General features: G+C 69.3%; 24 protein-coding genes and 1 pseudogene. 14 read left to right on the top strand and 11 right to left on the bottom strand.

Annotated elements, in window-relative coordinates; translation table 11 throughout:
* Both R6V09_RS15810 and R6V09_RS15805 read right to left on the bottom strand, forming a co-directional pair.
* Positions 1-421 (bottom strand): FAD-dependent oxidoreductase (locus tag R6V09_RS15810; RefSeq protein ID WP_317882036.1); only part of this gene is annotated, 421 nt, incomplete at its 3' end.
* Entirely contained in the window at positions 418-621 is a 204-nt protein-coding gene (locus tag R6V09_RS15805) for a ferredoxin (RefSeq protein WP_406451464.1), read from the bottom strand. The genes R6V09_RS15805 and R6V09_RS15810, both read right to left, overlap by 4 nt.
* 78 nt (positions 622-699) lie before the next feature.
* Between R6V09_RS15805 and R6V09_RS15800 the strand changes: the two genes are divergently transcribed.
* From R6V09_RS15800 to R6V09_RS15785, 4 genes are read left to right on the top strand one after another with little or no spacing between them, the layout of a single operon-like run.
* A complete protein-coding gene (locus tag R6V09_RS15800) occupies positions 700-1239 on the top strand; it encodes a PadR family transcriptional regulator (protein ID WP_317882035.1) in 540 nt (179 codons plus the stop codon).
* Positions 1236-2450: a cytochrome P450 gene (locus R6V09_RS15795; protein ID WP_317882034.1), complete on the top strand. Its 1215-nt coding sequence runs from the start codon at positions 1236-1238 to the stop codon at positions 2448-2450. The genes R6V09_RS15800 and R6V09_RS15795 overlap by 4 nt, the downstream gene beginning before the upstream one ends.
* 25 nt (positions 2451-2475) lie before the next feature.
* Entirely contained in the window at positions 2476-3678 is a 1203-nt protein-coding gene (locus tag R6V09_RS15790) for a cytochrome P450 (protein ID WP_317882033.1), read from the top strand.
* Entirely contained in the window at positions 3675-4661 is a 987-nt protein-coding gene (locus tag R6V09_RS15785) for an SDR family NAD(P)-dependent oxidoreductase (protein WP_317882032.1), read from the top strand. The genes R6V09_RS15790 and R6V09_RS15785 overlap by 4 nt, the downstream gene beginning before the upstream one ends.
* A 431-nt stretch (positions 4662-5092) precedes the next feature.
* Here R6V09_RS15785 and R6V09_RS15780 read toward each other — a convergent pair whose 3' ends face one another.
* Complete coding sequence (locus tag R6V09_RS15780) at positions 5093-6157, bottom strand: alpha/beta hydrolase (protein ID WP_317882031.1); 1065 nt, start codon at positions 6155-6157, stop codon at positions 5093-5095.
* Between the two features lie 240 nt (positions 6158-6397).
* Complete coding sequence (locus R6V09_RS15775) at positions 6398-6625, bottom strand: hypothetical protein (RefSeq protein ID WP_317882030.1); 228 nt, start codon at positions 6623-6625, stop codon at positions 6398-6400.
* Between the two features lie 848 nt (positions 6626-7473).
* Here R6V09_RS15775 and R6V09_RS15770 point away from each other — a divergent pair.
* The 7 genes from R6V09_RS15770 (at position 7474) to R6V09_RS15740 (ending at position 14888) form a co-directional block, all read left to right on the top strand.
* Positions 7474-8451 (top strand): ABC transporter substrate-binding protein, encoded by a 978-nt coding sequence (locus R6V09_RS15770; RefSeq protein WP_317882029.1) that lies wholly within the window; start codon positions 7474-7476, stop codon positions 8449-8451.
* Positions 8448-9302: an ABC transporter permease gene (locus tag R6V09_RS15765; RefSeq protein ID WP_442810063.1), complete on the top strand. Its 855-nt coding sequence runs from the start codon at positions 8448-8450 to the stop codon at positions 9300-9302. The genes R6V09_RS15770 and R6V09_RS15765 overlap by 4 nt, the downstream gene beginning before the upstream one ends.
* A 4-nt stretch (positions 9303-9306) precedes the next feature.
* Positions 9307-10098: an ABC transporter permease gene (locus R6V09_RS15760; RefSeq protein WP_317882028.1), complete on the top strand. Its 792-nt coding sequence runs from the start codon at positions 9307-9309 to the stop codon at positions 10096-10098.
* 13 nt (positions 10099-10111) lie between these two features.
* The gene (locus R6V09_RS15755) at positions 10112-10948 is read left to right on the top strand and encodes an ABC transporter ATP-binding protein (protein ID WP_317882027.1); all 837 of its coding nucleotides are present in this window, start codon (positions 10112-10114) and stop codon (positions 10946-10948) included.
* 157 nt (positions 10949-11105) lie between these two features.
* Complete coding sequence (locus tag R6V09_RS15750) at positions 11106-12788, top strand: IclR family transcriptional regulator domain-containing protein (protein WP_317882026.1); 1683 nt, start codon at positions 11106-11108, stop codon at positions 12786-12788.
* Between the two features lie 401 nt (positions 12789-13189).
* Positions 13190-13930 (top strand): class I SAM-dependent methyltransferase, encoded by a 741-nt coding sequence (locus R6V09_RS15745; protein WP_317882025.1) that lies wholly within the window; start codon positions 13190-13192, stop codon positions 13928-13930.
* 55 nt (positions 13931-13985) lie between these two features.
* Positions 13986-14888 carry an aminoglycoside phosphotransferase family protein gene (locus tag R6V09_RS15740; protein ID WP_317882024.1) on the top strand — a complete coding sequence of 301 codons (903 nt, stop codon included), beginning with the start codon at positions 13986-13988 and terminating at the stop codon, positions 14886-14888.
* Between the two features lie 42 nt (positions 14889-14930).
* On the opposite strand, the pseudogene R6V09_RS15735 reads toward R6V09_RS15740, so the two are convergent.
* Both R6V09_RS15735 and R6V09_RS15725 read right to left on the bottom strand, forming a co-directional pair.
* A pseudogene (locus tag R6V09_RS15735) lies at positions 14931-15556 on the bottom strand (DUF1349 domain-containing protein).
* Positions 15557-15617: 61 nt separating this feature from the next.
* Positions 15618-16187, bottom strand: coding sequence for a TetR/AcrR family transcriptional regulator (locus R6V09_RS15725; protein ID WP_317882021.1), 570 nt, complete (start codon positions 16185-16187; stop codon positions 15618-15620).
* A 299-nt stretch (positions 16188-16486) separates the two neighbouring features.
* On the opposite strand from R6V09_RS15725, the gene R6V09_RS15720 reads away from it, so the two are divergent.
* A complete protein-coding gene (locus R6V09_RS15720) occupies positions 16487-16855 on the top strand; it encodes a nuclear transport factor 2 family protein (RefSeq protein WP_317882020.1) in 369 nt (122 codons plus the stop codon).
* On the opposite strand, the gene R6V09_RS15715 is transcribed toward R6V09_RS15720, so the two are convergent.
* A complete protein-coding gene (locus R6V09_RS15715; protein ID WP_317882019.1) occupies positions 16828-17778 on the bottom strand; it encodes a LysR family transcriptional regulator in 951 nt (316 codons plus the stop codon). The genes R6V09_RS15720 and R6V09_RS15715 overlap by 28 nt on opposite strands.
* Positions 17779-17910: 132 nt before the next feature.
* Here R6V09_RS15715 and R6V09_RS15710 point away from each other — a divergent pair, with 132 nt between their 5' ends.
* Positions 17911-18882, top strand: coding sequence for a CoA transferase subunit A (locus R6V09_RS15710; protein ID WP_317882018.1), 972 nt, complete (start codon positions 17911-17913; stop codon positions 18880-18882).
* 70 nt (positions 18883-18952) lie between these two features.
* Positions 18953-19741 carry a CoA-transferase subunit beta gene (locus R6V09_RS15705; protein WP_317882017.1) on the top strand — a complete coding sequence of 263 codons (789 nt, stop codon included), beginning with the start codon at positions 18953-18955 and terminating at the stop codon, positions 19739-19741.
* Here the strand turns inward: R6V09_RS15705 and R6V09_RS54615 are convergent.
* From R6V09_RS54615 to R6V09_RS15690, 4 genes are all read right to left on the bottom strand, one after another.
* Positions 19640-20209 carry an amidohydrolase family protein gene (locus R6V09_RS54615; protein ID WP_442810062.1) on the bottom strand — a complete coding sequence of 190 codons (570 nt, stop codon included), beginning with the start codon at positions 20207-20209 and terminating at the stop codon, positions 19640-19642. The genes R6V09_RS15705 and R6V09_RS54615 overlap by 102 nt on opposite strands.
* Positions 20210-20229: 20 nt before the next feature.
* A complete protein-coding gene (locus R6V09_RS15700; protein WP_317882016.1) occupies positions 20230-20958 on the bottom strand; it encodes a maleylpyruvate isomerase family mycothiol-dependent enzyme in 729 nt (242 codons plus the stop codon).
* On the bottom strand, positions 20955-22655 hold the full coding sequence (locus R6V09_RS15695) for a (2,3-dihydroxybenzoyl)adenylate synthase (RefSeq protein WP_317882015.1): 1701 nt from the start codon (positions 22653-22655) through the stop codon (positions 20955-20957). The genes R6V09_RS15700 and R6V09_RS15695 overlap by 4 nt, the downstream gene beginning before the upstream one ends.
* Positions 22636-23399, bottom strand: a 764-nt coding sequence (locus R6V09_RS15690) for an acetate--CoA ligase family protein (RefSeq protein WP_317882014.1), incomplete at its 5' end; no start/stop codon positions are given. The genes R6V09_RS15690 and R6V09_RS15695, both read right to left, overlap by 20 nt.

Raw genomic sequence — 23399 nt, 5'->3', positions numbered from 1 at the left:
GCCGGCGCCCGGGACCCAGCCGGTCCCGCAGCGCCAGCGCGTCGTCGAGCGACCGCAGCACCTGCGTGTCCTTGCCGGGCAGCCGGCGGGGACGTACTCCGGTGGCGATGACGAGACCGTCGTAGGACACCGTGGAACCGTCCGACAGCCGCACCGACCGGGTGGCCGGATCCAGTCCGGTCGCGGCGACGCCCAGACGCAGATCGAGACCGAGAGCGTCCAGGTCTGCCCCGGTGCGCAAGGCCAGCTGTCCGGTGTCCCACTGTCCGGTCAGGAACTGCTTGGACAGGGGCGGACGGTCGTAGGGCGGGTGGGGTTCGTCGCCCACGAGGGTCAGCGTCCCGTCGAAGCCCTCCCGGCGCAGCGTCTCGGCCGCCGCAAGACCCGCGGCCGAGGCGCCGACGACCAAGATCCGCCTCACCGCTCCACCAGACGGATCGCCGCCGCGGGACAGAGCGCCGCGGCTTCCTTCACACCGTCGAGGAGATCCGGGCCGGGCCGGTCGTCGAGCAGGACGGCGACCCCGTCCTCGTCCCGCTGATCGAACACGTCCGGAGCGGCCACGACACACTGGCCGGCGGCGACGCACTTGGGTTCGTCGAGTTCCACTTCCACATGCATGGTTTTCGTCCTCGTTCTCGGCGGAGTCGGGCGGGTGTTGATTGCTAGGTTACGGAGACCTAGGTTACGGTAACTGCTATGTGGATCGACATCCTCCTTTTGGCCGAGCTGGCCCGCGGGCCGCGTCACGGATACGAGTTGCGCCGGGAGGTGGAGGCGGCGACGGGGCACTCCTTGTCGAACAACTCCCTCTACCCACGGCTGCGTCAGTTCGTCGACGGCGGGGCGGTGCTGCGCAGTTCGGAGGAACAGGAGGCGAAGCCGCCGCGGCACGTCTACTCGATCACCGACGTCGGGCGGGAAGTCCTGCACGACATGCTGGCCGAGCTCCCCGAAGGGGGTACGGACCAGTCGCGCGAGTTCCACGCGCGGCTGGTGAACTTCGCCTGGCTGAGCCCGGAGGAACAACTCCGCGTCCTTGAGGCGCGCGACTGGGTGCTGGTCCGCAACCGCGACCGTGTCGCCGCGCTGGCGTCCGTGCGGGTGGAGCGTTGGAGCCGCCTGGCGCTCGATCACGGGATCGCCCGGATCGACGCGGAGCGCAGTTGGCTGGCCGGGATGAGGGCGGAGATCCAGAGCGGTGAGAACCCGTCCGAACCGACCCAGGAGCATCGATGAGCACGGTGACCGACGCGAACGAAACGGCTGATCTTCCGGTCTATCCCGGTGAGCGTTCCGCCCGCTGTCCTTTCGACCCCCCGGCCGACTACGCGAAGTGGCGCGAGGCGGAGGGGCTGCGCAGGGCGGTGTGGAACGGCCACACCGTCTGGGTGGTGAGCCGGATCGAGGACATCAAGACCGCCATGACGGATCCCCGGGTCAGCGCGGACATCGTCGGCCGACTGCAGGGGGAGGAGCGCGGGGAGGGCGCTCCGTCGATCTTCCCGCGGATGGACGACCCGGAACACGCCCGGCTGCGCCGCATGCTGACCAAGGACTTCACCGTCAAGCGGGTCCAGGCCATGCGTCCGCGCATCCAGGAGATGGTGGACGACTTTCTCGACCGGATGATCGGCAAGGGCCAACCGGCGGACATCGTGCGGGACTTCGCGCTGCCGGTGCCGTCCTTCGTGATCTCCCTGCTGCTCGGAGTGCCGTACGCGGACCACGAGCTCTTCCAGGAGTACACGGCGGTCATGATGAGCCTGCACCGCCCGCAGGAGGAGCGGACCGCCGCGACCAGGGCCCTGTTCGGCTACCTGCGGGAACTGGTAGCGCGCAAGGAGGCGGAGCCGGGCGACGACCTGATCAGCCGACTGCTGCGTGAGCACGTCGCCGCCGGGGACGTCGACCGCGACACGGTGGCGATGAACGGCCACATCCTGCTCAACGCCGGCCATGAGACCACGGCCAACATGATCGCCCTGAGCACTCTGTTCCTGCTCCGCCACCCCGACGACCTCGCCCGTATCCGGGACACCGACGACCCAAAGGTGGTCTCGGGCGCGGTGGAGGAACTGCTGCGCCACCTCACCATCGTGCACAGCCTGGTCGCCCGCGTGGCCGCCGAGGACGTCACCATCGGCGGCCAGCTCGTCAAGGCGGGCGAGGGCCTCGTCATGAACCTGCCCGCAGGCAACCGGGACCCCGAATTCCTCCCCGAACCCGACGAGTTCGACATCGGCCGCGATGTCCGCGGACACGTCGCCTTCGGCCACGGAACCCACCAGTGCATCGGCCAGATCCTGGCCCGCGCGGAACTGGAGATCGCGCTGCCCACCCTGCTGCGCAGGCTCCCGGACCTGCAACTGGCGGTTCCCTTCGAGGAGGTGAGGTTCCGCGGGGACATGAGCATCTACGGCGTGCACGAACTGCCCGTCACCTGGTGAACCGCGACCGTACCGAGAGGCACCCATGACCGTCACAGAACCCCGGGCCTATCCGTTCGCCACCGAGAAGCTCGACTTCGACCCGCTGTACGTCGCGTTGCGGCGTGAACAGCCTTTGTGCCGCGTCCAGTTGCCGTACGGCGAACCGGCCTGGCTGGCCACCCGCTACGAGGACGTCAAGGTCGTCCTCGGCGACCCGCGCTTCAGCCGTGCCGCCGCCGTCGGCCGGGACCAGCCCCGCTCCCGTCCCTATCCGGCGGGCGCCGGAGCGATGATCAGCCTCGACCCGCCCGAGCACAGCCGGCTGCGCAGGCTGGTGGCGAAGGCGTTCACCATGCGGCGCATCGACCAACTCCGGCCGCGCGTGCAGCAGATCGCCGACGGACTCGTCGACACGATGCTGACCGAGGGGCCGCCCACGGATCTCGTGCGCGACTTCGGACTGCCGCTGCCGATCGCCGTGATGTGCGAACTGCTCGGCGTGCCCTTCGAAGACCGGAGCGATTTCCGCCGCTGGGCGGACGCCTACCTGTCCACCAGCAAGTTCACCCGGGAGCAGGTGGCCGACTCCCGCGCACAGCTGCGGGAGTACGTCGCCGCCCTCACCGCCGAGCGGCGCCAGGAACCGCAGGACGACCTGCTGTCCGCCCTCGTTGCCGCCCGCGACGCCGAGGACCGCCTCTCCGAGGAGGAACTACTGACGATGGCGGAGACGATCCTCGTGGCCGGCCACGAGACCACCGCCACACAGATCCCCAACTTCGTCTACCTACTGCTCACCAACCCCGACCAGCTCGCGGCCCTGCGCGCCGACCTCGACCTGGTGCCCAGGGCGGTCGAGGAACTGCTGCGCTACATCCCCGCCGGAGCGGGCAGCTCGCAGCCGCGCTACGCCCTGGAGGACGTCGAGTTGGGCGGCGTGACCGTGCGCGCGGGCGAGCCCGTGGTGGTCGACAGGTCCTCGGCCAACCGGGACGAGACCGTCTACACAGATCCTGAAGAACTCGATCTGACGCGCAAGGAGGCCCCCCACATCGGGTTCGGCCACGGAGCCCACCACTGCCTCGGCGCTCCCCTTGCCCGGATGGAACTCCAGGTCACCCTCCACACCCTGCTGACCCGGCTGCCGGGTCTGCGGTTCGCCGACTCCGTGGACGACGTCGTGTGGAAGTCGGGCGTGTCCACGCGCGGTCCGGAGCGGATGCCGGTCACCTGGGACCACGCATGACCGACCTCGGGTTCGACGGCAGGGTCGCGGTCGTCACCGGCGCGGGCGGGGGACTGGGCAGGGAGTACGCCCTGCTGCTGGCGTCGCGCGGAGCACGTGTCGTGGTCAACGACACCGGCGGGTCGACGGCGGGCGAAGGGACGGACGAGGGTCCTGCCGAGAGCGTGTCCCGGGAGATACGCGACCTGGGAGGCGAGGCGGTGGCGGACACGCACAGCGTGGCGACACCCGAGGGAGGACATGCCGTCGTCCGTACCGCCCTGGACGCCTACGGCACCGTGGACATCCTCGTCAACAACGCGGGCATCCTGCGGGACGCACCGTTCCACGACATGACGGCCGAATTGCTCGACCCCGTCCTCGACGTCCACCTCAAGGGCGCGTTCTACGTCACCCGGCCGGCCTGGGACGTCATGCGGGAGCGGGGCTACGGCCGGGTGGTCAACACCACCTCGGCGGCCGGACTCCTGGGCACCGCGAACAAGAGCAACTACGGCGCCGCCAAGACGGGCCTGATCGGCCTCACCCGCGTCCTGGCCGCCGAGGGGGCCGCCTACGGCATCAAGGCCAACGCCGTGGCCCCGATCGCGCTCACCCGCATGCTCACCCAGTCCATGACGCGGACCGGAGAACAGGGGAAGGCCCCCGCACGAGAGCCCGAACGCGAGCCCGGGCGTGCCGGGCAGGCGATGACCGTGGAACGCATGAAGTCCTTCGTCGACAAGCTCGATCCGGCGCTCGTCGCGCCGGCCGTCGCCTACCTCGCACACGAGGACTGTCCCGTCTCCGGCGAGATGTACACGGTGGGCGCCGGTCACGTCTCGCGGTTCTTCGTCGGCAGAACGGACGGCTACTTCAACCCGGCCCTGTCGATGGAGGACGTCCGGGACCACTTCGACGAGATCCGCGACGAGACGGGGTACACCGTCCCGAAGGATCCGGGCGAGGAGACCGGCCGGTTGTTCCGGACGGTGAGCAGCTGACATGGAAGCGGGGCGTTGCGCCTCGGCAGGGCACGGACTGGGCGCGGGTCGGCCGGTCCGTGCCCTGCCGCAGCTCGGGATCATCCGGAAAATGTGCCGGCAGGTCGAAGGCGGCGGCCTGTGGGGGCTCGTCGAGTGAGCAGCGCCCGCCGGTGACAGGGTTGTACACGCATCCGGCGGTGGACTGCTCATTCTCCTCGTATGCGAATCGAGTGGGCTGGCTCATGGTGCCGACACGTATCGTGGCCCGCGTGCCGACTCCGCTGTTTTGACGCGGGGGTGCTCACCACCGTGGTCATCGCCCCCGCGTCAGGCGGCGTCACGCGGGGACCGGCAGGAAGTACGCCGTCGGCCTGGCCACGGTCGGCATCCGGAACCGTCGGCCACCGGCTCTCCCGCCACGACGAGTGAGATGGCGGCCGACGGCCACCTCAGTGGGACTTGAGCGCCGGGCAGTGTTCCAGGAAGGAGACGATGGTCTGCCAGGTGGGTGTCACGGGGCGCGCCGGCGTGGTCCGTCCGTGCCGGGCGGTCTGCTCGTAGGCGCCCGCCCGGGTCGCGTCGTCGCTGAGCATGGCGAAGTCGGTGCCGTGTCCGGCCTGGGGGAAGGAGATCAGTCGCGCCTCGTCGCCCGACGCCGCGAGCTTGTCGTAGAGGATGAGGCTCTGGTGGTACGGGACGATGGAGTCCTGCTTTCCGTGCAGGATGAGGAACGGCGGGGTCGGCCGCTTGCCGATGTAGGTGAGCGGGTTGGCGGCGGCGACTGCGCCGGGGCAGGCCGTGATGGTGCAGCCGAGCAGTAGTGACTCGGGTGACCGGGCGTCGGAGTGGCAGTCCGTCAGGCCGAACACCGCGTTGAACTCACTGCAGTTGTCCAGCATGTGCGCGTCCATCTGCAGGAAGTCGGTCGGCGGGTAGAAGGGGACGGCGGCCTGGACGGCGCTGGAGGGGCCCTGCGGGCCGACGTCGCCTTCCAGGGCCGGGATGTCTCCGGTGACGGCGGCCATCGCCGTGGTCCACCCGCCGGACGAGTCGCCCATGATGGCGAACCTCTCCGGGTCGAGGTGGTAGGCCCCCGCGTTCGCCCGCAGCCAGCGGATGGCGCCCTTGATGTCGTAGAGCTGGGCCGGGAACTGCGCCTGCCCGCTGGAGCGGATCGCGACACCCGCGACGGCGTATCCGCGCGGGTTGAGCTGAGCGGCGACTCTGTCGGCCCCCTGGCGTCCGCTGTCGGCGAGCCACCCCGACCCGCCGGTGAAGATGACCAGCGGGAGCGGTCGGTCGGACCGGGGGACGTAGAGGTCCAGCAGATGGCCCTGAGTGCCGGTGGGTTGGGCGGGGGCGTAGGCAAGATCCTTGGTGACCTGCACGTCTGTGGCCGCTCGTGCGGGGGACGGGGCGGCGGCTCCGGCGGTGGTGATCAGAGCCACGGTCACGGCTGCCGCGGCCAGGGCCCGAAGGAGACGTCCCGGGCGTGGCAGGGTGTTCAGGAACATGGCGACTCCACTTCGTGTGGGGGTCGGAGTGTGGGAAGTACCGAAGGACGAGGAAGCCGAGCGTCAGCTGCCCGTTGGTCCGGGCGTGGCCGCCGCGGCGGGAGCAGGAACAGAGGGCTCGTTCCGGGGATCCGCCGGGCGGGTTGCACTGGTGAGATGGCCACGGCGCCCACGAGTCCGGCCAGGACGAACGTGGTGAAGCCCCCGGCTCGGGGTGCCGTTGGCGGTGAAGCGGCGCGGTCAGGGACCCAAGATCGCGCCTGCACGGCCGATGCCGGTGGCACTGCCGATCCCCGCGGCCGGCTCGCTGTCGCGGCGGACGGTGGTGGCCGCCCAGGCCATGGCCCGGGCGCTGAACGGCCGCACAACGTTGAGGGCTGCCACGGCAGATGTGACACAGAGTGACAGTTGGAGCTTGAGCAGGAGCAGTCCGGCAGCAATGGTCGCCACGAACCAGATCACCGACATGCGTACGCCGCCGAACCATGACGAGCGGGAAGTGGAAGGACGAGGACAGGCCGTGGCCGGAGGTACGCATCATCGGTGGCAGCCAAGTGCTGACGCCGTGGGAAGGCCCTGTGAAACATGGGCCGTGGGGGGTGGGACGCGGCCGAGCTGGGGGAGGATTCCATCTTCGTCCTTGGCGATGTGAGGCGCTCTGAGAGAGTGGCTTGTTCGTCTGGCGAATCATGCTTCACTATGAGCTGGCCATGAGTGTCGGGCCGGGCGGGTCGAGTGTCAATGGTGTTGCGGCTCGGGCTTCCGCGGCCGTCGTGGGGGTGGTCCGGGGGCCTTCCCGGGATCTCGTGGTGCAGCCGCTGTTGCGGCGCCCTTCGCGGCGTCGCGGCCGGTGATCGGTGGCCGGTTGGACCGTGTGCGGGAGGCGTTGGCGTTCGGCGTGTGCGGCGGGTGACCCGGGCCGGCCTGCGTGCCATGCCCGGCGCCGCCTCGTCCAGGTCCTCGACGGTGAATCGACGGTCACCGCTTGCCCGGAGGAGGCCGCCCGCCGGCTCCGGGACGACCGCGCCTTCGCCGTGCCGTCCTTGGTGGCGACGTGGCCCCGGTGCCCCCGAGCCTCCGCTCCAGGGTCGGCCGGACGATCGTCGGCTGCCTCGTCAACTCCCTCCCGGGGAGCGGATGTTCAAGACCAGAGGTGCGTGTCCGCTCATGTCGTGCGGCCGCGGCCGAGGATTCGAAACTGTCTCTGTGTGACCTATTGACCTCGCTGCGACAGAGGCCTAGCGTCCGGCCTGTCGTGTTCGGCACACGAAACATTGTGCGCTCGGCGCACATATCGCTCCCTCAGGAGGGGTCCTATGCAAAGGCGCGCTTTTGGGCTTGCCGTCACGTTGGCGACGGTCGTGGCCGCTGCCGGATGTGGATCCTCGTCGTCCGGGGGCGGAGGCTCCGACTCCTCAAGCGGTGGCGGGGTCACGCAGGTCAAGGTCGGTGTCATCCCGATCGTGGATGTCGCCCCGCTCTATCTGGGGCAGAAGAAGGGATTCTTCAGCAAACGCGGCATCGACCTGAAGATGGTGACAGCGCAGGGCGGTGCGGCCATCGTCCCCGGTGTGGTGAGCGGTCAGTTCCAGTTCGGGTTCAGCAACGTCACCTCCTTGATGCTCGCCCAGACCAAGGGCGTGCCGATCAAGTCCGTGGTCAACGGAGTGGCCAGCAACGGCAAGATCGGGGCCGACGTCACCGGAGTCGCCGTCAAGAAGAACAGCTCGATCAAGTCCGCCAAGGATCTCGTCGGCAAGAAGGTGGCGGTCAACACCCTGCAGAACATCGGCGACACCACCGTCCGCGAGTCGGTGCGCAAGGCCGGCGGCGACCCCTCCAAGGTCAAGTTCGTCGAGATGCCCTTCGACCAGATGCCGGCCGCACTGGACGGCGGACAGGTGGACGCCGCCTGGATGGCCGAACCCGCGCTGACCATCGCCAGGGGCCAGGGCGCGCGTGTCGTAGCCTCGCCGTTCGCCGAGACCGATCCGAAGCTCACCGTGGCGACGTACTTCACCTCCACGAAGCTCCTGAAGCAGAAGCCCGACCTCGTGAAGAAGTTCACCGCGGCCATGACCGAGTCACTCGAATACGCCTCCCAACACCCGGACGAGGCACGCCAGATACTCACCAGTTACACCAAGATCAGTGGCACGGTGCTGCAGAAGCTCTCCCTGCCCAGCTGGCCCACGGACATCGACATGGCCTCGCTGCAGAAGCTGGCCTCGCTCGGTGAGGAGGACGGCATCTTCGGTGACAAGAAGCCGGACCTGAACGCGCTGTTCTCATGACACCGCCGGAAACCGCGTCCGTGACGACGAAACCCGCCGGAGCCGGGACCGGTCCCGGCGGTGCCCGGACCCCTCGTGGCCTGGGCGGCGCCGCCGCTCCGCTGCGCGGTCTGGCCGGACTGGCCGGCCTGGTGGTCGTACTTCAGGTGCTGCCGCACAGCGGTCTGGTGTCGGGCGACTACCTGCCGCCCGCTTCGGAGATGGCCCGGGCCCTCTGGCACCTGCTCGCCGAGGGCGCTTTCTGGACCGCCCTCGGCGACACCCTGACCGGATGGGGCCTGGGTCTGGCCATCGCCGTGGCGGCCGGGCTGGTGGCCGGAATCATGATCGGTTCCGTGCCCGTGCTGCGGGCCGTCACCGCCTCCACGATCGAGTTCCTGCGGCCGATCCCGTCCGTGGCGCTGATCCCGGTGGCGGTGCTGCTCTACGGAACCGACCTCAGGTCGGTGCTCCTGCTGGTGGTCTACGCCTCGTTCTGGCAGGTGCTCGTCCAGGTGCTGGCCGGGACCCAGGACGTCGACCCGGTCGCCGAGGACACCGCCCGCAGCTATCGACTGGGCGGCTGGGGGCGGGTGCGGTACGTCATGTGGCCCACCGCGCTGCCGTACGTCATGACGGGTGTGCGGCTGGCCGCCACCGTGGCGCTGGTGCTCACGATCACCGCCGAACTCGTCATCGGGGCCCCGGGCCTGGGGCACGAGATCGCCGTCGCACAGACCTCCGGCGCCGTTCCGCAGGTGTACGCCCTGGTCCTGGTCACCGGGCTGCTGGGGGTCACCGTCAACCTCATGGCGCGGGCCGTCGAGCGCCGGGCGCTGCACTGGCACCCGTCCGTGCGCGGGAAGGGGTGACCGGATGTTCCGGACAACAGTCCTCACCGCGGGAAAGCGGGTCTCGCTCGTTCTGGGCCTGCCCGCGGTCCTGTTCGCCGTGTGGTGGTTCGCCACCGCGGGCAGCACCGACTTCTACGTTCCGCCGCTGTCCACCATCCTGCGGAAGTTCGGGGAGGTCTGGACGGGCGCGCGGCTGAAGTCGGACGTGCTGCCCAGTCTGCTCCGCCTCGGCGCGGGCTACCTCCTCGCCGTCGTCATCGGCGTCGGGCTGGGTCTGCTGGTCGGTCTGAGCCGCGTCGTACGGGACGTCCTGGAACCGGTCCTGGAGCTGTTCCGGGCCATCCCCCCGCCCGTGCTGGTACCGGTGATCATGCTGTTCGCGGGCATCGGCGACACCATGAAGGTCATCGTCATCGTCAGCGGCTGTCTGTGGCCGATCCTGCTGAATACGGTCGAGGGCGTGCGTGCCGTGGACGAGGTGCTGAGCGACACCTGCCGTTCGTACGGCATCGGCGGTCCCGCCCGCCTGTGGCATCTGGTGCTGCGCTCGGCGAGCCCGCAGATCGTCACGGGCATGCGGCAGTCGCTGTCGATCGGGATCATCCTCATGGTCATCAGCGAGATGTTCGCCGCCAGCAACGGGCTGGGTTTCACCATCGTGCAGTTCCAGCGGTCGTTCGCCATCCCCGAGATGTGGAGCGGAGTGCTGCTGCTCGGCCTGCTCGGGTTCGTCCTGTCACTGCTGTTCCGCCTCGCCGAGAACCGGATCCTGGCCTGGTACCACGGCCTGCGCCGAGCCCAGCGCACCCCCTGACAAGGAGACGTCGATGCTCGACGTACGCAACCTTCAGAAGACCTACACCGGACGCAACCGCACCGTCGAAGCACTGCGGAACCTGACGTTCCACATCGATGCGGGCGAACTGGTGTGCCTTGTCGGCCCGTCCGGCTGCGGCAAGACGACCCTGCTGAAGTGCGTGGCCGGCCTGCTCACCCCCACCGACGGCGAGGTGATGCTGGACGGCCGGCCGGTCAGCGGGCCTCCGCCCGGCATGGCGGTGGTCTTCCAGGAGTACGGCCGCTCGCTGTTCGCCTGGATGAACGTACGCGACAACGTCGCCCTTCCGCTGCGCCGCAAGAAGCTCGGAAAGACCCGTGAACGGGAACTCGTCGAACACGCCCTGGAGGTGGTCGGCCTGGCCGACGCCCAACAGGCTTACCCCTGGCAGCTCTCCGGCGGCATGCAGCAGCGCGTCGCCATCGCCCGCGCCGTCGCGTTCGAGCCGAAGGTCCTGCTCATGGACGAACCCTTCGCGGCCGTCGACGCCCAGACCCGCGCCGAACTGGAGGACCTCATCCGTCGGTTGTGGCACGAACTCGGGGTCACCGTCCTGTTCGTCACCCACGACATCGACGAAGCCGTCTACCTCGGCCGGCGCACCATCATCCTTTCCGCGTCACCGACGGTGGTGCTGGAGGACCTGGCCATCGATCTCCCCGACGAGCGCGACCAGTTGCACACCCGCTCCAGCACCCGCTTCGCGGAACTGCGCTCGCACGTCTACGAGCGGATCCAGCAGGCCAAACACCACAACGGCGACACCGCACCGACAAGGACGGGCGACCCCACTGACGACCTCGCCCTGCAGATCTCGGAGCCGTAGGACGGTCGCCCGGCATGAATGGCTGGGTTTCCCACAGCATCGTGTCCGAGGTCGCTCCGAGCGCCGGGAACGAAAGGCGGCCCTCACTGCAGACAGGTACTCCGCACCCGCCAGGCATCATTCACTACAGTGACGAGACAGCCGCTGCGGAGAGCCCATGACATCGACCCACGCCGTGCCGCCCGCCCACCCCGCAACGGCGCCCGCGCCGCCGGAGGAGGCGGTCGCACCCCTCATGCGCGGCATCGCCGTGCTGCGTGGGCTCACCGATGCCGGAGGGGCGGCCGGCCTGAGCGATCTGGGACGGGCCACCGGGCTGGCGCGCGCCACCCTCGACCGGGTCGTCGGAACGCTCGCCCACATGGGGTATGTGCGCCAGGACGGCAGCAGCGCCGTCCTCCAGCCCCGTCTGATGGAGTTGGGCAACGCGTATCTGGGCGCTCTGCGTCTGCCCGATCTGCTGGGCGGGCACGCCGACGGACTTGCCGACGAACTCGACGAGTCGGTGTCCCTCGCCGTGGCGGACGGTGACGGCATTCGCTTCATCCACCAGGCGATCCGCCGCCGTACCCTGTCGCTGAGTTTCCGTATCGGCGACCTGCTGCCTGCCGAACGCACCGCCCCCGGACCGCTGTTGGCAACCGAGTGGAGCGCGGACGACTGGACGCGGTGGCGTGAGAGGCAGGTCGTCGATCCGGATGACCTGGGCTTCCCGGCGATCCCCCCTCGATCGCACGGCACCGTCGCCGAGGACTTCGAAACACGGGTCGCACGTGCGCGTGTGCACGGCTGGGCCATGGACGATCAGTTGATCGAGACGGGCCTGGTGGCGGTGTCCGTTCCAGTGCGCGCTCCGGACGGCCGTATCGCCTGCGTGGCGAGTGCCGTGAGTCATACCAGCAGGCACAGCGCCGACTCGTTGCGCGACTCCCTTCTGCCCAGACTGAGGGCGGCGGTGGCCGCCATGGAACGGGAGCTCGCCGACGCCCCACCGCCCGAACCGCGGAGCGCGCCCTCGGGCCTAGCCGTCTGGACGAGCGCGTCGAAGCAGGAACTGGGCGGAGAGTTCATCACGTCACTGGCCCGCGGCCTGACCGTCGTCACCGCGTTCGGCGAGGGCCGTGCGGAGCTGACACTCTCCGAGGTCGCCCAGCGCACCGGCCTGCCCCGTGCCACGGCTCGCCGCGCACTGATCACGCTGGAGCATCTCGGCCATGTCGCGGTGCACCGCAGGGTCTTCCGACTCACCCCACGGGTTCTCGCCCTCGGTTTCCCATCCTTGTCCAGGACGACGCTGGCCCGGATCACCCACCCCCACCTCACCGCTCTCACCCAGAAGGTGCGGGAGTCGACGTCTCTCGCGGTTCTCACGGGCGACGAGATTCAGTGTGCGGCCTCCGTCGCCGCGGGGCGCATCATGGACGCGGACATCGTCGTCGGCTCACGCATGCCCGCCTACGCGACCTCCACGGGACGGGTCCTGTTGGCGGGTCTGTCTGCCGAGGAGTACTCCAGGAGGCTGGCTCACGTGCGGATGGGGGCGTTGACCCCCCGTACCGTCACGCGGCCCGCCGACCTCAGGACGATCCTCGACCAGGTGCGTGAGGAGGGCTATGCCCTGGTCGACGAGGAACTCGAAGCGGGCCTTCGCTCCATAGCCGTGCCCATACGTGACCGCGAGGGCGGCCTCATCGCGGCGGTCAACGTCACCATGCACAGCAGCCGCCGCTCGGCCGCGGAGTGTGTCAGGGCCGTCCTGCCGGAACTGCGTGCCACGGCCGTCCAGGTGGAGATGGATCTGCACCTGGCCGGACGGTTCGTCCGAGTTCCGACTCTTTGAACGACGAGAGCTGTGCCGCCGGGGGCCGTGCCCGGATTCGGAACCCGGCGTGGGGAGTTGCGGTGCAAAAAGTGCCGCTGAGATCGATCTTGCTGAGGCTCGGCTGCTTCACGGGGCTTCGAGCTGCCGGGGAACGGCTCCGGCACGCGTCGAGCTGTCGTTCGTGCGGTTCGGCGACGCGGAGGTCCGGCCCGTCGGCCGGTTCAGGGGGGCTTGGCCCCGGACCATGGCAGAAGACGGTGGCCTCGGATTGTTGAACGGCCCAGGTTTTTGAAGGGGTTTCGAAGGCCGCACGGGCTCCCGGCGGTCGCGCGGCGGCCGGGCGCGTGTGATCTCGCGTGGCGAAGGTCGGGCGGCTGTCGGGCCTGTCCGGCGGATCATGTGACTACTAGGCTGCTGCGATGAAGTCCGCGGATCGGAACCAGGCCAACGACTACGACAGCTTCGCCGAGATGTTCTCCGTGGAGTCCGACAACAGCCTCGTGAACGCCTACTACGAGCGGCCGGCGATGCTGGCCCTCGCGGGGGACGTGACCGGCCGTCGGATCCTGGACGCCGGCTGCGGTTCGGGCCCGCTGTCCGCCGCGCTGCGCGAGCGCGGCGCCGTCGTCACCGGCATCGACTCCAGCGCCAGGATGGTGGCGCTGGCGAAGCGGCGACTCGGCGACGACGTGGCCCTGCACGTGGTCGACCTGTGCGACCCGCTGCCGTTCGACGACGGTGTGTTCGACGACGTGCTCGCGTCACTGGTCCTGTACTACCTGGAGGACTGGGAGCCGACGCTGGCCGAGTTCAGGCGGGTGCTTGGGCCCGGCGGCCGGCTGATCGCGTCGGTGGGCCACCCCTTCGCGGCCTACAACCACCGGGATCCCCGGCCCGACTACCACGCGACCACCAGCTACACCTTCGACTGGACACTCAACGGGCAGTCCGTCCCGATGGAGTTCTGGCGCAGGCCTTTGCACGCGATGACCGATGCCTTCACCACCGCTGGCTTCCGTCTTCGCGTCCTCAGCGAGCCGCAGCCCGACCCGGCCGCCCGTGCCCTGTTCCCGGACGGCTTCCAGGACCTCTCGACCAGCCCCAACTTCCTGTTCTTCGTCGTCGAGGTGCGGCCATCGGCCACCGGTGCGGGCGGCTGACCGGTCGCGGATCACCAGCGGATCCTGGACGGGCGCACCGGTACTGTGGCGTCGCATGAGCGACGTCGAGATCGAGATCACCGCAGACCTGGTCCGTGACCTGCTGCGGGAGCAGCATCCTGATCTCGCGGGGCTCGCCGTCCGCGAGGTGGTGGGTGGCTGGGGCAACCAGATGTGGCGCCTTGGTGACGGGTTGGCCGTGCGCATGCCGCGTACAGCGGGTGCTCCGGACCTGCTGCGCAAGGAGTGCCGGTGGCTGCCCGCCCTGGCCCCGCGTCTGCCGCTCCCGGTCCCCAACCCCGTACGGATCGGTGAACCGTCCGCGCGCTTCCCGAAGCCCTGGGCCATCATGACGTGGGTCCCCGGCGAGCCACTCGACCACACCTCCATCAGCCGCGGCGACCACGCGGCCGACACCCTGGCGGCCTTCCTCACCGCGCTTCACGTGGAGGCGCCCGAAGACGCGCCAATCAGCGAGGACCGCGGCGACCACCCGAAGAAGTGCACGGACGGCTTCGACCACTTCTTCCATGCCGTCGTCCTCGACGATCTCGCCGACGAGGTCCGAGCCGTCTGGGACGACGCCGTTGCGGCGCCCGAGTGGGAGGGCCCGCCCCTGTGGGTGCACGGCGACCTGCATCCCGCGAACGTCGTCGTCTCGGACGGGATGCTCTCGGGCGTGATCGACTTCGATGCCGTGTTCGCCGGCGATCCCGCGTTGGACCTCGCCGCCGCATGGGTCATCCTTCCCGCGGGTGCCACCTCACGCTTCTTCGACGCATACGCGCAGGCGGACGAGGGGACGATCCGGCGCGCCCGCGGGCTGGCCGCAATGAAGAGCCTGTTTCTCATGCTGATGGGCCAGAACGGAGACCGGGGCCTTCCTGGCGGCAAGCCGACATGGGGACCCGCGGGCCGGGCAGCGCTCGATCGTGTTCTGCGAGGGCAGGTGATCTAGCCGTATTGCCTCTCTGCTGATCCAGGCGTATCGCCCTCCGCGTCACGACCCATCGCGCAGTTCGTGCAGACGCTCGCGGGTGAAGTGGATGTCGTCGAAGGTGACCGCACAGCCGTCACCGGTCGGCGACTGTGCCTCGAAGCCGATCGAGACGGGCGTGGACGTGTCGTCGAGGGTGAAGAAGCGGATCATCCGCCAGGTCTTGCCGTCGAGGGACGCGTGGTAGGCGAAGGCGTGATCGATCCGGGAGACGCGCAGCCACACCGTCCGGCCGTCGACAACGAAGGCGTTGGCATCGTCCGCGACGCCGCGGGCGACCACGGAGACGATCATGGGCTCGCGGTCGGGAGAGAACTCGAAGCAGAGCTTGCCCCAGTTGCGGTCATCGCTCCACAGGAGCAGTACGCCGGCGTCGAAGGTGGACTCGAAGTCGACGGTGACGCGTGCGCTCAACTGGAAGTCGCCCTCCGGGGGACGCCGAGCAGGGTCGCGGCGTTGAGCATGGACTCGGCGTTGAGCTGGGAGTCCGCTCCCGGGTCGATGAAGATGTCGCTGTGAGCGGCCGCTGTGGCTGTCAGCGTGGCGGTCGCCTCGTCGATGGTCCACGCCTCGCCGGACGACGGCGAGAGGGTGAACGGCAGGCCGGGCACGTTACGTGTGATGGTCATATCGCTTCCTCCTGCGGGCTGATGGCTGGCAAGCCGCGACGCCGGAACGCGGGTGCCTGGTTCAAGGCGTGCGGGTCCCGTGTACTTCGGGGATGAGGTCGTGGAGGGTGCGGCGGACGACGTCCTCGGTGAACTCCTCTGGCAGGAAGTACCGTTGCAGGCCGATGCCTTCCTGCACGGCGTCGATGACGTGACCGCTGACGCCCTGGAGGTGGCGGGAGACGGCGTCCTTGGCGCGTCGCATCCACTGCCGCATCAGTTCGGCGTAGCGCTCGTCGCGGATCGCCAGAACATACAGCTCGGCCAGCAGCACCATGTCGCGCCTGCGGTCGCGGGAGTCCGCGACGATCATCTGGACGAGGCGCTCACGAGGGTCCTCGCCGGGTTCGACATTTCCCATGGACTCGTCGAGCGGTGAGAAGAGATCGCTCGCGAAGCGCTCGAACGCGGTGAAGATCAGATCGTCCCGGTTCGGGAAGTGGTAGGTCATCGACCCGAGAGGGACGTCGGCTGCCGCGGCGATGGTGCGGTACGTCGCGCCGCTCAGCCCCCGCTCCTCGATGGTGTCCAGTGTCACGGTCAGGATGCGGTCTCGTCGTTGCGGCTCGGTTCGCCGCGATACGGCACTCATCGGCTCAGGACTCCTCGCGATTGGCGCCCTGCGGCGACTTACCTCATCGGACCATAAGAACGTTCGTACGACAAGGGTGGGCGGCTGCCGCGGCACGGGGCGAAGTGGTCCGCGGCGGCTGTCGTAGTGGTTGCGTTTGCAGGGCGCGCAGTCAGCGTGGCTGTGGAAGGACGGAACCGGGTCGTCGGAGAGTTCGAGGTGCATCGATTCGATGTGTATAGCGTTTCGATGTACCGTAGGAGAGACAAGTGTCCGCGGCCCGTCAGCTCGCGAACAGACCTCAGACAGAAGTGGTTCCGATGGAAGACCGAGAGATGCAGACCCGTACCCCCGAAGAGGTCTACGCCAGTCATGGTGCGGCGTTGGTCGCCGAGGATCTGGACAAGCTTGCCGCCAACTTTGCGGAAGATGCGGTGGTCATCACGCCTACGGGTGTCCTGCACGGCAAGGAGGGTGTCCGGGAGAGCTTCACCCGGTTGTTCGCCGATCTCCCGAAGGCCGACTGGGAGATGAAGACCACCCTCTTCGGCGGCGAGGTTCTCTTCCTGGAATGGACCGCGACGTCGGCGAACACCAGCGCGACCCACGGTGTCGACACCTTCGTCATCCGGGACGGCCTCATCAGGGTCCAGACGGTGCGTTACGAGCTGGCGTCGGACGACGTCTGACGTGACGGACCCGCGCCTCGGTCCATGGGCGACCGAGGTGTGGGCAGCGCTCGGGCAGCCACGGACAGAACGGTTCGCAAGGGCGCGGACGGATTGTCCGTACGCCAGGCCAGCGCGGCCTGAAGCTGTACGGCCGATCCCGCCAGAGGGCGGTAGGCCAGGCCGTTCTGCTGGATGTGTCGGCACGAAGTGAGTGTCAGCGTCACCCCCACTCCTGCGGCCACCAGGGCGAGGATGGTGTAGGAGTCGGGCGCTTCCTGAACCACCCTGGGCGTGAACCCGGCGGTCTCGCAGGTGCGGAAGGTGGCGTCGCGCAGGGACGAGCCGGCGTTGCCGGGGAAGCTGACGAACGGCTCGTCGGCCAGGTCGGCGACCGGGATCGATTCGGATTCCGCCAGCGGGTGGTCGAGGGGGAGCGCGCACACCAACTGCTCCTCGGCGATCACACGGGTGGAGACTCCGAGCCGGGTGACCGGGAGGCGGACGAAGCCGAGATCGAGCGATCCTTCCGCGACCCGCGCCAGGGCGACGTTCGCGTACGTCTGCCCTTCCAGGACCAGCTCGATCCCTGGATGCGACGCTCGGAGCGCCCGCGTGAGGAGCGGCAGGCTCTCGTGACTGGAAGCGCCCGCGAAGCCCACGGTGACTCGCCCGTACTCGCCTCGGCCGGCTGCCCGGGCCGCACGCTGTGCGACGTCGACGCCCGCGAGGACGGCCCGCGCCGGTTCCAGGAAGGAGCGGCCCGCGCTGGTCAGCCGGACCGACCGGGTACTGCGCTCGAACAGCTGGACCCCGAGCTCCTTCTCCAGACGCCGGATCTGCTGACTGAGCGGCGGTTGAGCCATCTGCAGCCGCTGAGCGGCCCTCCCGAAGTGCAGTTCCTCCGCCACGGCGACGAAGGCTGTCACATGGCGCAGTTCCATGGCCGTTCCCGTCCTTGCGGCTTTCGATATATCAATTCGCAGTCTCAGTGAGGCTCTAATTTAGTATTGGACCCTACTCAATGAGTGGTGCCAAGGTGTGGTGGACCACTCGTCCACGCCGAGGAGCACCTCATGGGACCGGATGCCCTGCCCGCAGAGGCCGTGCGCTCTGCCAGGGACAAGACGATGGGGATGCGGGAAGCGGTCGACTCCTTCGTCCACGACGGCGACACCGTCTGTCTGGAGGGCTTCACCCATCTCATTCCCACCGCGGCCGGCCACGAGATCATCCGGCAGGGACGCAGGAACCTCACCATCGTCCGGATGACCGCCGACATCGTCGTGGACCAGATGCTGGCCGGTGGCTGTGTCTCGAAGCTGGTCTCCTCCTTCGTCGGTAACTCCTCGGCGGGATCACTGGGGGAGTTGCGGCGCCGGATCGAGAGCGGAGTACCCGAGCCGTTGGAGTTCGAGGAGTACAGCCACTACGGCATGGTGTGCCGCTATCTCGCGGGAGCACAGCGTCTGCCCTTCTACCCACTGCGCTCCTACACCGGGAGTGACCTGCCGTCCGTCAACCCGGCCCTCCGCAAAGTGACGTCGCCTTACGCGGGCTCGGACGGAGAACCCGAGCAGATCTACGTGGTGCCGCCGGTCAACCCCGACGTGACGATCGTGCACGCCCAGCGCGCCGACCGTTCCGGGAACACACAGGTCTGGGGGCTCACCGGAGTTCAGGCCGAGGCGGTCTTCGCCGCGCGCAGAGCCGTCGTCGTCGTGGAGGAGATCGTCGCCGACGAAGTCGTACGGTCCGATCCGAACCGGACCATCATCCCCGCGCACGCCGTGGACGCGGTCGTCGAGTGTCCTCGGGGAGCCCATCCCTCCTTCGCACAGGGGTACTACGACCGGGACAACGCCTTCTACCGGTCCTGGTCGCACATCAGCGGAGACCCGGTGCGCCTGAAGAACTGGATGGCCGAGTGGATCCACGGCACACGCGACCACGCGGAATACCTGGCCAAGCTCCAGGGCGAGTTCGACTCGCGTCTCGCCGTCGGTGAGGCACTGAGCCTCCCGGTGAACTACGGACGGCGGCTGTGACCGACCCGAGCACCGACCCCGTACGAGCGGCATGCGCCGAACGGGCACGACGAGCCGAGGAGCACCGGACATGAACGCCCCGCCAGAGGAAGCCGCTACCGGGCCCATCACCTCCTCGGAGCTGCTGGCCGTCGTCGCCTCGCGTGAACTCGTCGGCCGGCGAACCGTCTTCGCCGGCATCGGCCTTCCGACCCTGTCCGCATCGCTGGCTCATCTGACGGTCGCCCCCGCATTGGAGATCGTCTACGAGTCGGGAGTGTGCGGAGCGCACCCGTCCCACCTACCCGAGACCATCGCCGACTCCGTGCTGATCACGGACGCCGAAGCGGTGCTGGCCATGCCCGCCCTCTTCGGCTACGTCCTGCAGGGCGGTCACATCGACGTCGGCTTCCTGGGGGCGGCCCAGATCGACAGGTGGGGCAACCTGAACTCCTCGGTCATCGGCGACTGGGCGCATCCGAAGGTCCGACTTCCGGGTTCGGGCGGTGCGATGGAGGTCATGGCAAACGCCGGCGAGGTGTTCGTCGTGATGCGCCGTCACGAGCCGCGCTCGCTGCCCGACCGGCTCGACTTCTGCACCTCACCGGGACCGGACCGAGCCCTGGCCGACGGAATCCGTCCGCTCGGTGCGGGCGTAACCCGGGTCATCACCGACCTGGGCATCCTCGCGAGGCAGGGCCCCGGCGAAGAACTCCAGTTGGTGGCCATACACCCCGGGGTCACTGTGGACCAGGTCTGTGCGGCCACGGGCTGGGACCTACGGGTCGCCGGAACCGTGGCCACGGTGGCGCCCCCGACCGAGAACGAACTGCGCCTGCTGCGCCGGGATGTCGACCCCGGTCGTGTCTACCTGCGCTGAAAGGGCGTCAAGTCCCTTTCTCTCAGGTCGTGATGCTGACCGGTGACGACGTCCTCCCCAGCGTCGGCACAGACTTGGACCGTCGGCCCATGGGAAGACCACGTTGAAAGCCTTCGACATCACCTTCGGCGCGGTAGAACCGGCACGGCGAGCCGTCGAAAGATGCGCCCGTTCTGTTCGGTCGAGCACGGCGGTGACCTCGTCGAAGGCGTCGGAGGTCGGAGAGACGGCCGTAGATCGAATACAGCTCCGTCGACGGGGAAGGCCGTTTGGCCCCAGAGCGGAGATCTTGACCATGGTGTTCGGCTCGGCGGCCACCGCGGCGAAAACGCGCCTCCACTGGCCGAGGGCGTCCTGTGTGCGTTCGACGGGCACGCCGGCATGGTCGAGGACCAGGGGGACGTTTTCGTGATCGGCTACGAGAGCCCCTGCCTGTCGGGGCGGTTGGACGGCACCCGGCCGGCCCAACCGCCCCGACCACCGCCGATCTACAGCCAGGAAGGCAGCACGGGCAGTCCTTGCCGCAATTCCGAGGACGGAATCCGGCCGGTCAGCCAGCCCACCGTGGCCGCTGCCGTCGCCTTGAGCTCGACGGTTGATCCGGAGTCGTCGGATCGCGCCGCTCCGATCCGCCAGGTGCCGCGGCGGTCGGTCGGCGCAAGGGCGAGCGCGGGGCATGTGTCCTTGCGGGAAAGGGCGGCCGTGACGTCGTCCAGGAGCGCGTCGACCACGCCCGAGGGCAGGTCGTCGACCGAGATACTGCTGTCGAGATCGATGGCGTGAAGCCACACCTCGCGGACGCGCATCCAAGGGATCTCCGCTGCCGGAATCGCCCGGCCCAGCGCGCTGCGTACCTGGGCGTTCCACTGCTCGGTGTCGAGGTGGCGGAGGGCGTCATCCAGGTCTCGGGCGGTCGCCGTGACCCTGGATCGCAGTTCGGAAGCCGGGAGGGCCGCCGACTCGGCTATTTCGGCGGCCCGTTGATCGCGGCTCGCGTACATCGGGTTCTCGACGCCGGTACGTGCCCAGGTCGCGAGTCGGCCTAGTGCCTCGGCGTTGTGCGCGAGGTGGCCCACGACGTGGGCGCGGGACCACTGGGGCAGCTTGCTCGGGGACTTGAAGTCGTCGTCGGTCAACTCGCCGACAGCGGCCAGGAAGCGGGCGGTACCCTCGCGCATCCAGGGCAGGGTCAGTTCGAGATCGTGCGGGCCGCTCATACTGTCGCCTCCGAGGCCAGGCGCGCGGCGATGTCGTTCCGCAGTGCCTTCTTGTCGATCTTTCCGACCTTGGTGGACGCCAGCTCGTCGACGACCACGAGACGCTCGGGAAACTTGAACCGGGCGACTCCGATCTTCTCCATGAGGTCACGAACCTCGTCCAGCGTGACGGTCTCGCCGGGCCGTGGGACGACGTAGAGGCAGACGCGCTCGCCGAGTCGCGGGTCGGGCATGGCGACGGCCGCGACCTGGCTGACGGCGGGAAGCTGATAGACCAGGTTCTCCACCTCCTCGGCGGAGATGTTCTCCCCACCGCGGTTGATCATGTCCTTGTCCCGTCCCTCCACGATCAGGTTGCCCTCCGCGGTGCGGCGGCAGATGTCGCCGGAGCGATACCAGCCGTCGGGGGTGAAGGCGCGCGCGTTCTGCTCGGCTGCTCTGTAGTAGCCACGAGGCGTGTAGGGGCCGCGGGTGAGCAGCATGCCGGGCTGTGCGTCGGGGACGTCCTGGTCGAACGCGTCGACGATCCGTACTTCGTCGGCCGGGCACATGGGCCGGCCCTGTGTCGTGCACACGATGTCGTCAGGGTCGTCGAGCCGGGTGTAGTTGAGCAGTCCCTCGGCCATGCCGAAGACCTGTTGGAGCGTCGCTGTGAGCACGGGCTTCACCTTGTACGCAAGTTCGTCCGCCAGCCGGGCCCCGCCCACCTGCAACACCCGCAGGCTGGCGAGCGCGGCTGATCCGTTCTCGGCCGCGTACTCCATCCACCGGGCGGCGACCGCGGGGACGACCGCGGTGTGCGTGACGCCCTCGCTCGCGATGGTGGCGAAGGCGCGGGCGGGCTCCGGGGAGGGCAGGGTGACGACCCGGCCGCCTGCCAGCAGCGCGCCCAGGATGCCTGGACAGGCGAGGGGGAAGTTGTGCCCCGCGGGCAGACTGACCAGGTAGACCGCGTCCGGCCCGACAGCGGCCACTTCCGCGCTCGCCCGCGCGTTGTAGGCGTAGTCGTCGTGGGTGCGGGCGATGAGTTTGGGCAGGCCGGTGGTCCCGCCGGAGAGCAGGAAGACGGCCACGTCCCGGGCTGCCGGGGCCGCCGCGTCGAGGCGTGCCCGGTCGGCCTTCGCGTCCCGCGAGGGCCCGCACAGGGCGCGGAGATCGATGCTGCCGGGCGCGATGTCGTCTCCGGCGACGAGGACGTGCCAGTCGGCGCCGGTGGCGGCGCGCACATCGGCGGCCAGCTCGTGTCCGAGTGCCTGGTGGTCGAAGTCGCGCATGACGTCCGGCACGGCGATCGCCACCGCCTCGGCGTGCCTGGCCAGATAGGCCAGTTCGGCTCGCCGGTGGGCCGGCAGGGCCATCACCGGCACGATGCCGGCACGCAGACAGGCGAGCGTGAGGACCACGAACTCCCAGCCGTTGCCCAGCTGTACGACGATCCGGTCGCCCGCCGCGATGCCCAGCTCCAGCAGTCGTACGGCGGCGGCGTCGGCCCGTGCGGCGAGTTCGGCGTGGGTGAGGCGGACGCCGGTGCCGTCGAGCGCGACGGGATCCACGAGTGCCGGGGCGTCCGGCATCCGGTCCGCGACCTCCTGGAGCAGGGTGCCCAGCGGCACCCCTGCCCAGTACCCCTCGGCGACGTAGCGGGCCACCGCCGCGTCCGGCCAGGGGACGGTGTTCTCAGCTATCGGGGTGGGCATCGTCGGCCTCCCTCGTGATGATGACGGCGTCGAGCGCGACCAGGCCGTGCGCGGTGAGACGCAAGGGGTTGATCTCGACCTCGTCGAGGTGCGGGTTGGCAGCCAGGAAGGTGCCCAGGGAGGCAACGGTCCGGGCCAGGTCGTCGGGGTTCAGGACGGGACCGCCGCGCCAGCCGTTGAGCAGTGCCTGTCCGACCAGCTCCTCCGGCATGGCGGCGGCCTCGGCCGGAGCGAGTGGGGCGAGTCGGATGGCGACGTCGGCCAGTGCCTCGGCCGTCGTACCGCCCAGGCCGAGCAGCACGATGGGGCCGAACACGGGATCGCGGCGCGCGCCGACGACCAGGTCGACCCCCGCTGGTGCCATCGACTCGACGAGGTAGCGGCGCGCCCCCGCGGCATCGAGCCTGTCGAGAGCCGTGTCCAGTTCGGCGGGCGTCGTGATGCCCAGATGCACACCGCCGATCTCGGTCTTGTGCAGCACCGTGGCGTCGAGGAGCTTGACCGCCACGGAGCCGCCCAGTTCGGCGAGCGCGGTGTGGGCGGCGGCCCGGTCGGAGCAGGCCCGGCGTGGCATCGTCGCCACTCCCAGCCGGTCGAGCAGGTCCTTCGCCTCGGCCTCGTCGTGTCCGCCGGCGATGTCGGTGGGCACGACGGTGTGGTCGGTCGCGGGCGCTGTGCGGGTTCGGGCGCGTGCGTCCGTCAGCAGGGCCGCGGTGGCGGCCGCGACTCCGCGAGGGTCGGCGG

This window comes from Streptomyces sp. W16 (assembly GCF_033194735.1).
Classification (GTDB): domain Bacteria; phylum Actinomycetota; class Actinomycetes; order Streptomycetales; family Streptomycetaceae; genus Streptomyces.
The sequence above is the reverse complement of the archived record's forward strand: the minus strand, read 5'-3'. Positions and strand labels throughout refer to the sequence as shown.

Excerpts from the sequence above, each read along its gene's own strand:
- R6V09_RS15805 (WP_406451464.1), bottom strand. The coding sequence starts at position 621 with ATGCATGTGGAAGTGGAACTCGACGAACCCAAGTGCGTCGCCGCCGGC.
- R6V09_RS15800 (WP_317882035.1), top strand. The coding sequence starts at position 700 with ATGTGGATCGACATCCTCCTTTTGGCCGAGCTGGCCCGCGGGCCGCGT.
- R6V09_RS15795 (WP_317882034.1), top strand. The coding sequence starts at position 1,236 with ATGAGCACGGTGACCGACGCGAACGAAACGGCTGATCTTCCGGTCTAT.
- R6V09_RS15790 (WP_317882033.1), top strand. The coding sequence starts at position 2,476 with ATGACCGTCACAGAACCCCGGGCCTATCCGTTCGCCACCGAGAAGCTC.
- R6V09_RS15785 (WP_317882032.1), top strand. The coding sequence starts at position 3,675 with ATGACCGACCTCGGGTTCGACGGCAGGGTCGCGGTCGTCACCGGCGCG.
- R6V09_RS15780 (WP_317882031.1), bottom strand. The coding sequence starts at position 6,157 with ATGTTCCTGAACACCCTGCCACGCCCGGGACGTCTCCTTCGGGCCCTG.
- R6V09_RS15775 (WP_317882030.1), bottom strand. The coding sequence starts at position 6,625 with ATGTCGGTGATCTGGTTCGTGGCGACCATTGCTGCCGGACTGCTCCTG.
- R6V09_RS15770 (WP_317882029.1), top strand. The coding sequence starts at position 7,474 with ATGCAAAGGCGCGCTTTTGGGCTTGCCGTCACGTTGGCGACGGTCGTG.
- R6V09_RS15765 (WP_442810063.1), top strand. The coding sequence starts at position 8,448 with ATGACACCGCCGGAAACCGCGTCCGTGACGACGAAACCCGCCGGAGCC.
- R6V09_RS15760 (WP_317882028.1), top strand. The coding sequence starts at position 9,307 with ATGTTCCGGACAACAGTCCTCACCGCGGGAAAGCGGGTCTCGCTCGTT.
- R6V09_RS15755 (WP_317882027.1), top strand. The coding sequence starts at position 10,112 with ATGCTCGACGTACGCAACCTTCAGAAGACCTACACCGGACGCAACCGC.
- R6V09_RS15750 (WP_317882026.1), top strand. The coding sequence starts at position 11,106 with ATGACATCGACCCACGCCGTGCCGCCCGCCCACCCCGCAACGGCGCCC.
- R6V09_RS15745 (WP_317882025.1), top strand. The coding sequence starts at position 13,190 with ATGAAGTCCGCGGATCGGAACCAGGCCAACGACTACGACAGCTTCGCC.
- R6V09_RS15740 (WP_317882024.1), top strand. The coding sequence starts at position 13,986 with ATGAGCGACGTCGAGATCGAGATCACCGCAGACCTGGTCCGTGACCTG.
- R6V09_RS15725 (WP_317882021.1), bottom strand. The coding sequence starts at position 16,187 with ATGAGTGCCGTATCGCGGCGAACCGAGCCGCAACGACGAGACCGCATC.
- R6V09_RS15720 (WP_317882020.1), top strand. The coding sequence starts at position 16,487 with ATGGAAGACCGAGAGATGCAGACCCGTACCCCCGAAGAGGTCTACGCC.
- R6V09_RS15715 (WP_317882019.1), bottom strand. The coding sequence starts at position 17,778 with ATGGAACTGCGCCATGTGACAGCCTTCGTCGCCGTGGCGGAGGAACTG.
- R6V09_RS15710 (WP_317882018.1), top strand. The coding sequence starts at position 17,911 with ATGGGACCGGATGCCCTGCCCGCAGAGGCCGTGCGCTCTGCCAGGGAC.
- R6V09_RS15705 (WP_317882017.1), top strand. The coding sequence starts at position 18,953 with ATGAACGCCCCGCCAGAGGAAGCCGCTACCGGGCCCATCACCTCCTCG.
- R6V09_RS15700 (WP_317882016.1), bottom strand. The coding sequence starts at position 20,958 with ATGAGCGGCCCGCACGATCTCGAACTGACCCTGCCCTGGATGCGCGAG.
- R6V09_RS15695 (WP_317882015.1), bottom strand. The coding sequence starts at position 22,655 with ATGCCCACCCCGATAGCTGAGAACACCGTCCCCTGGCCGGACGCGGCG.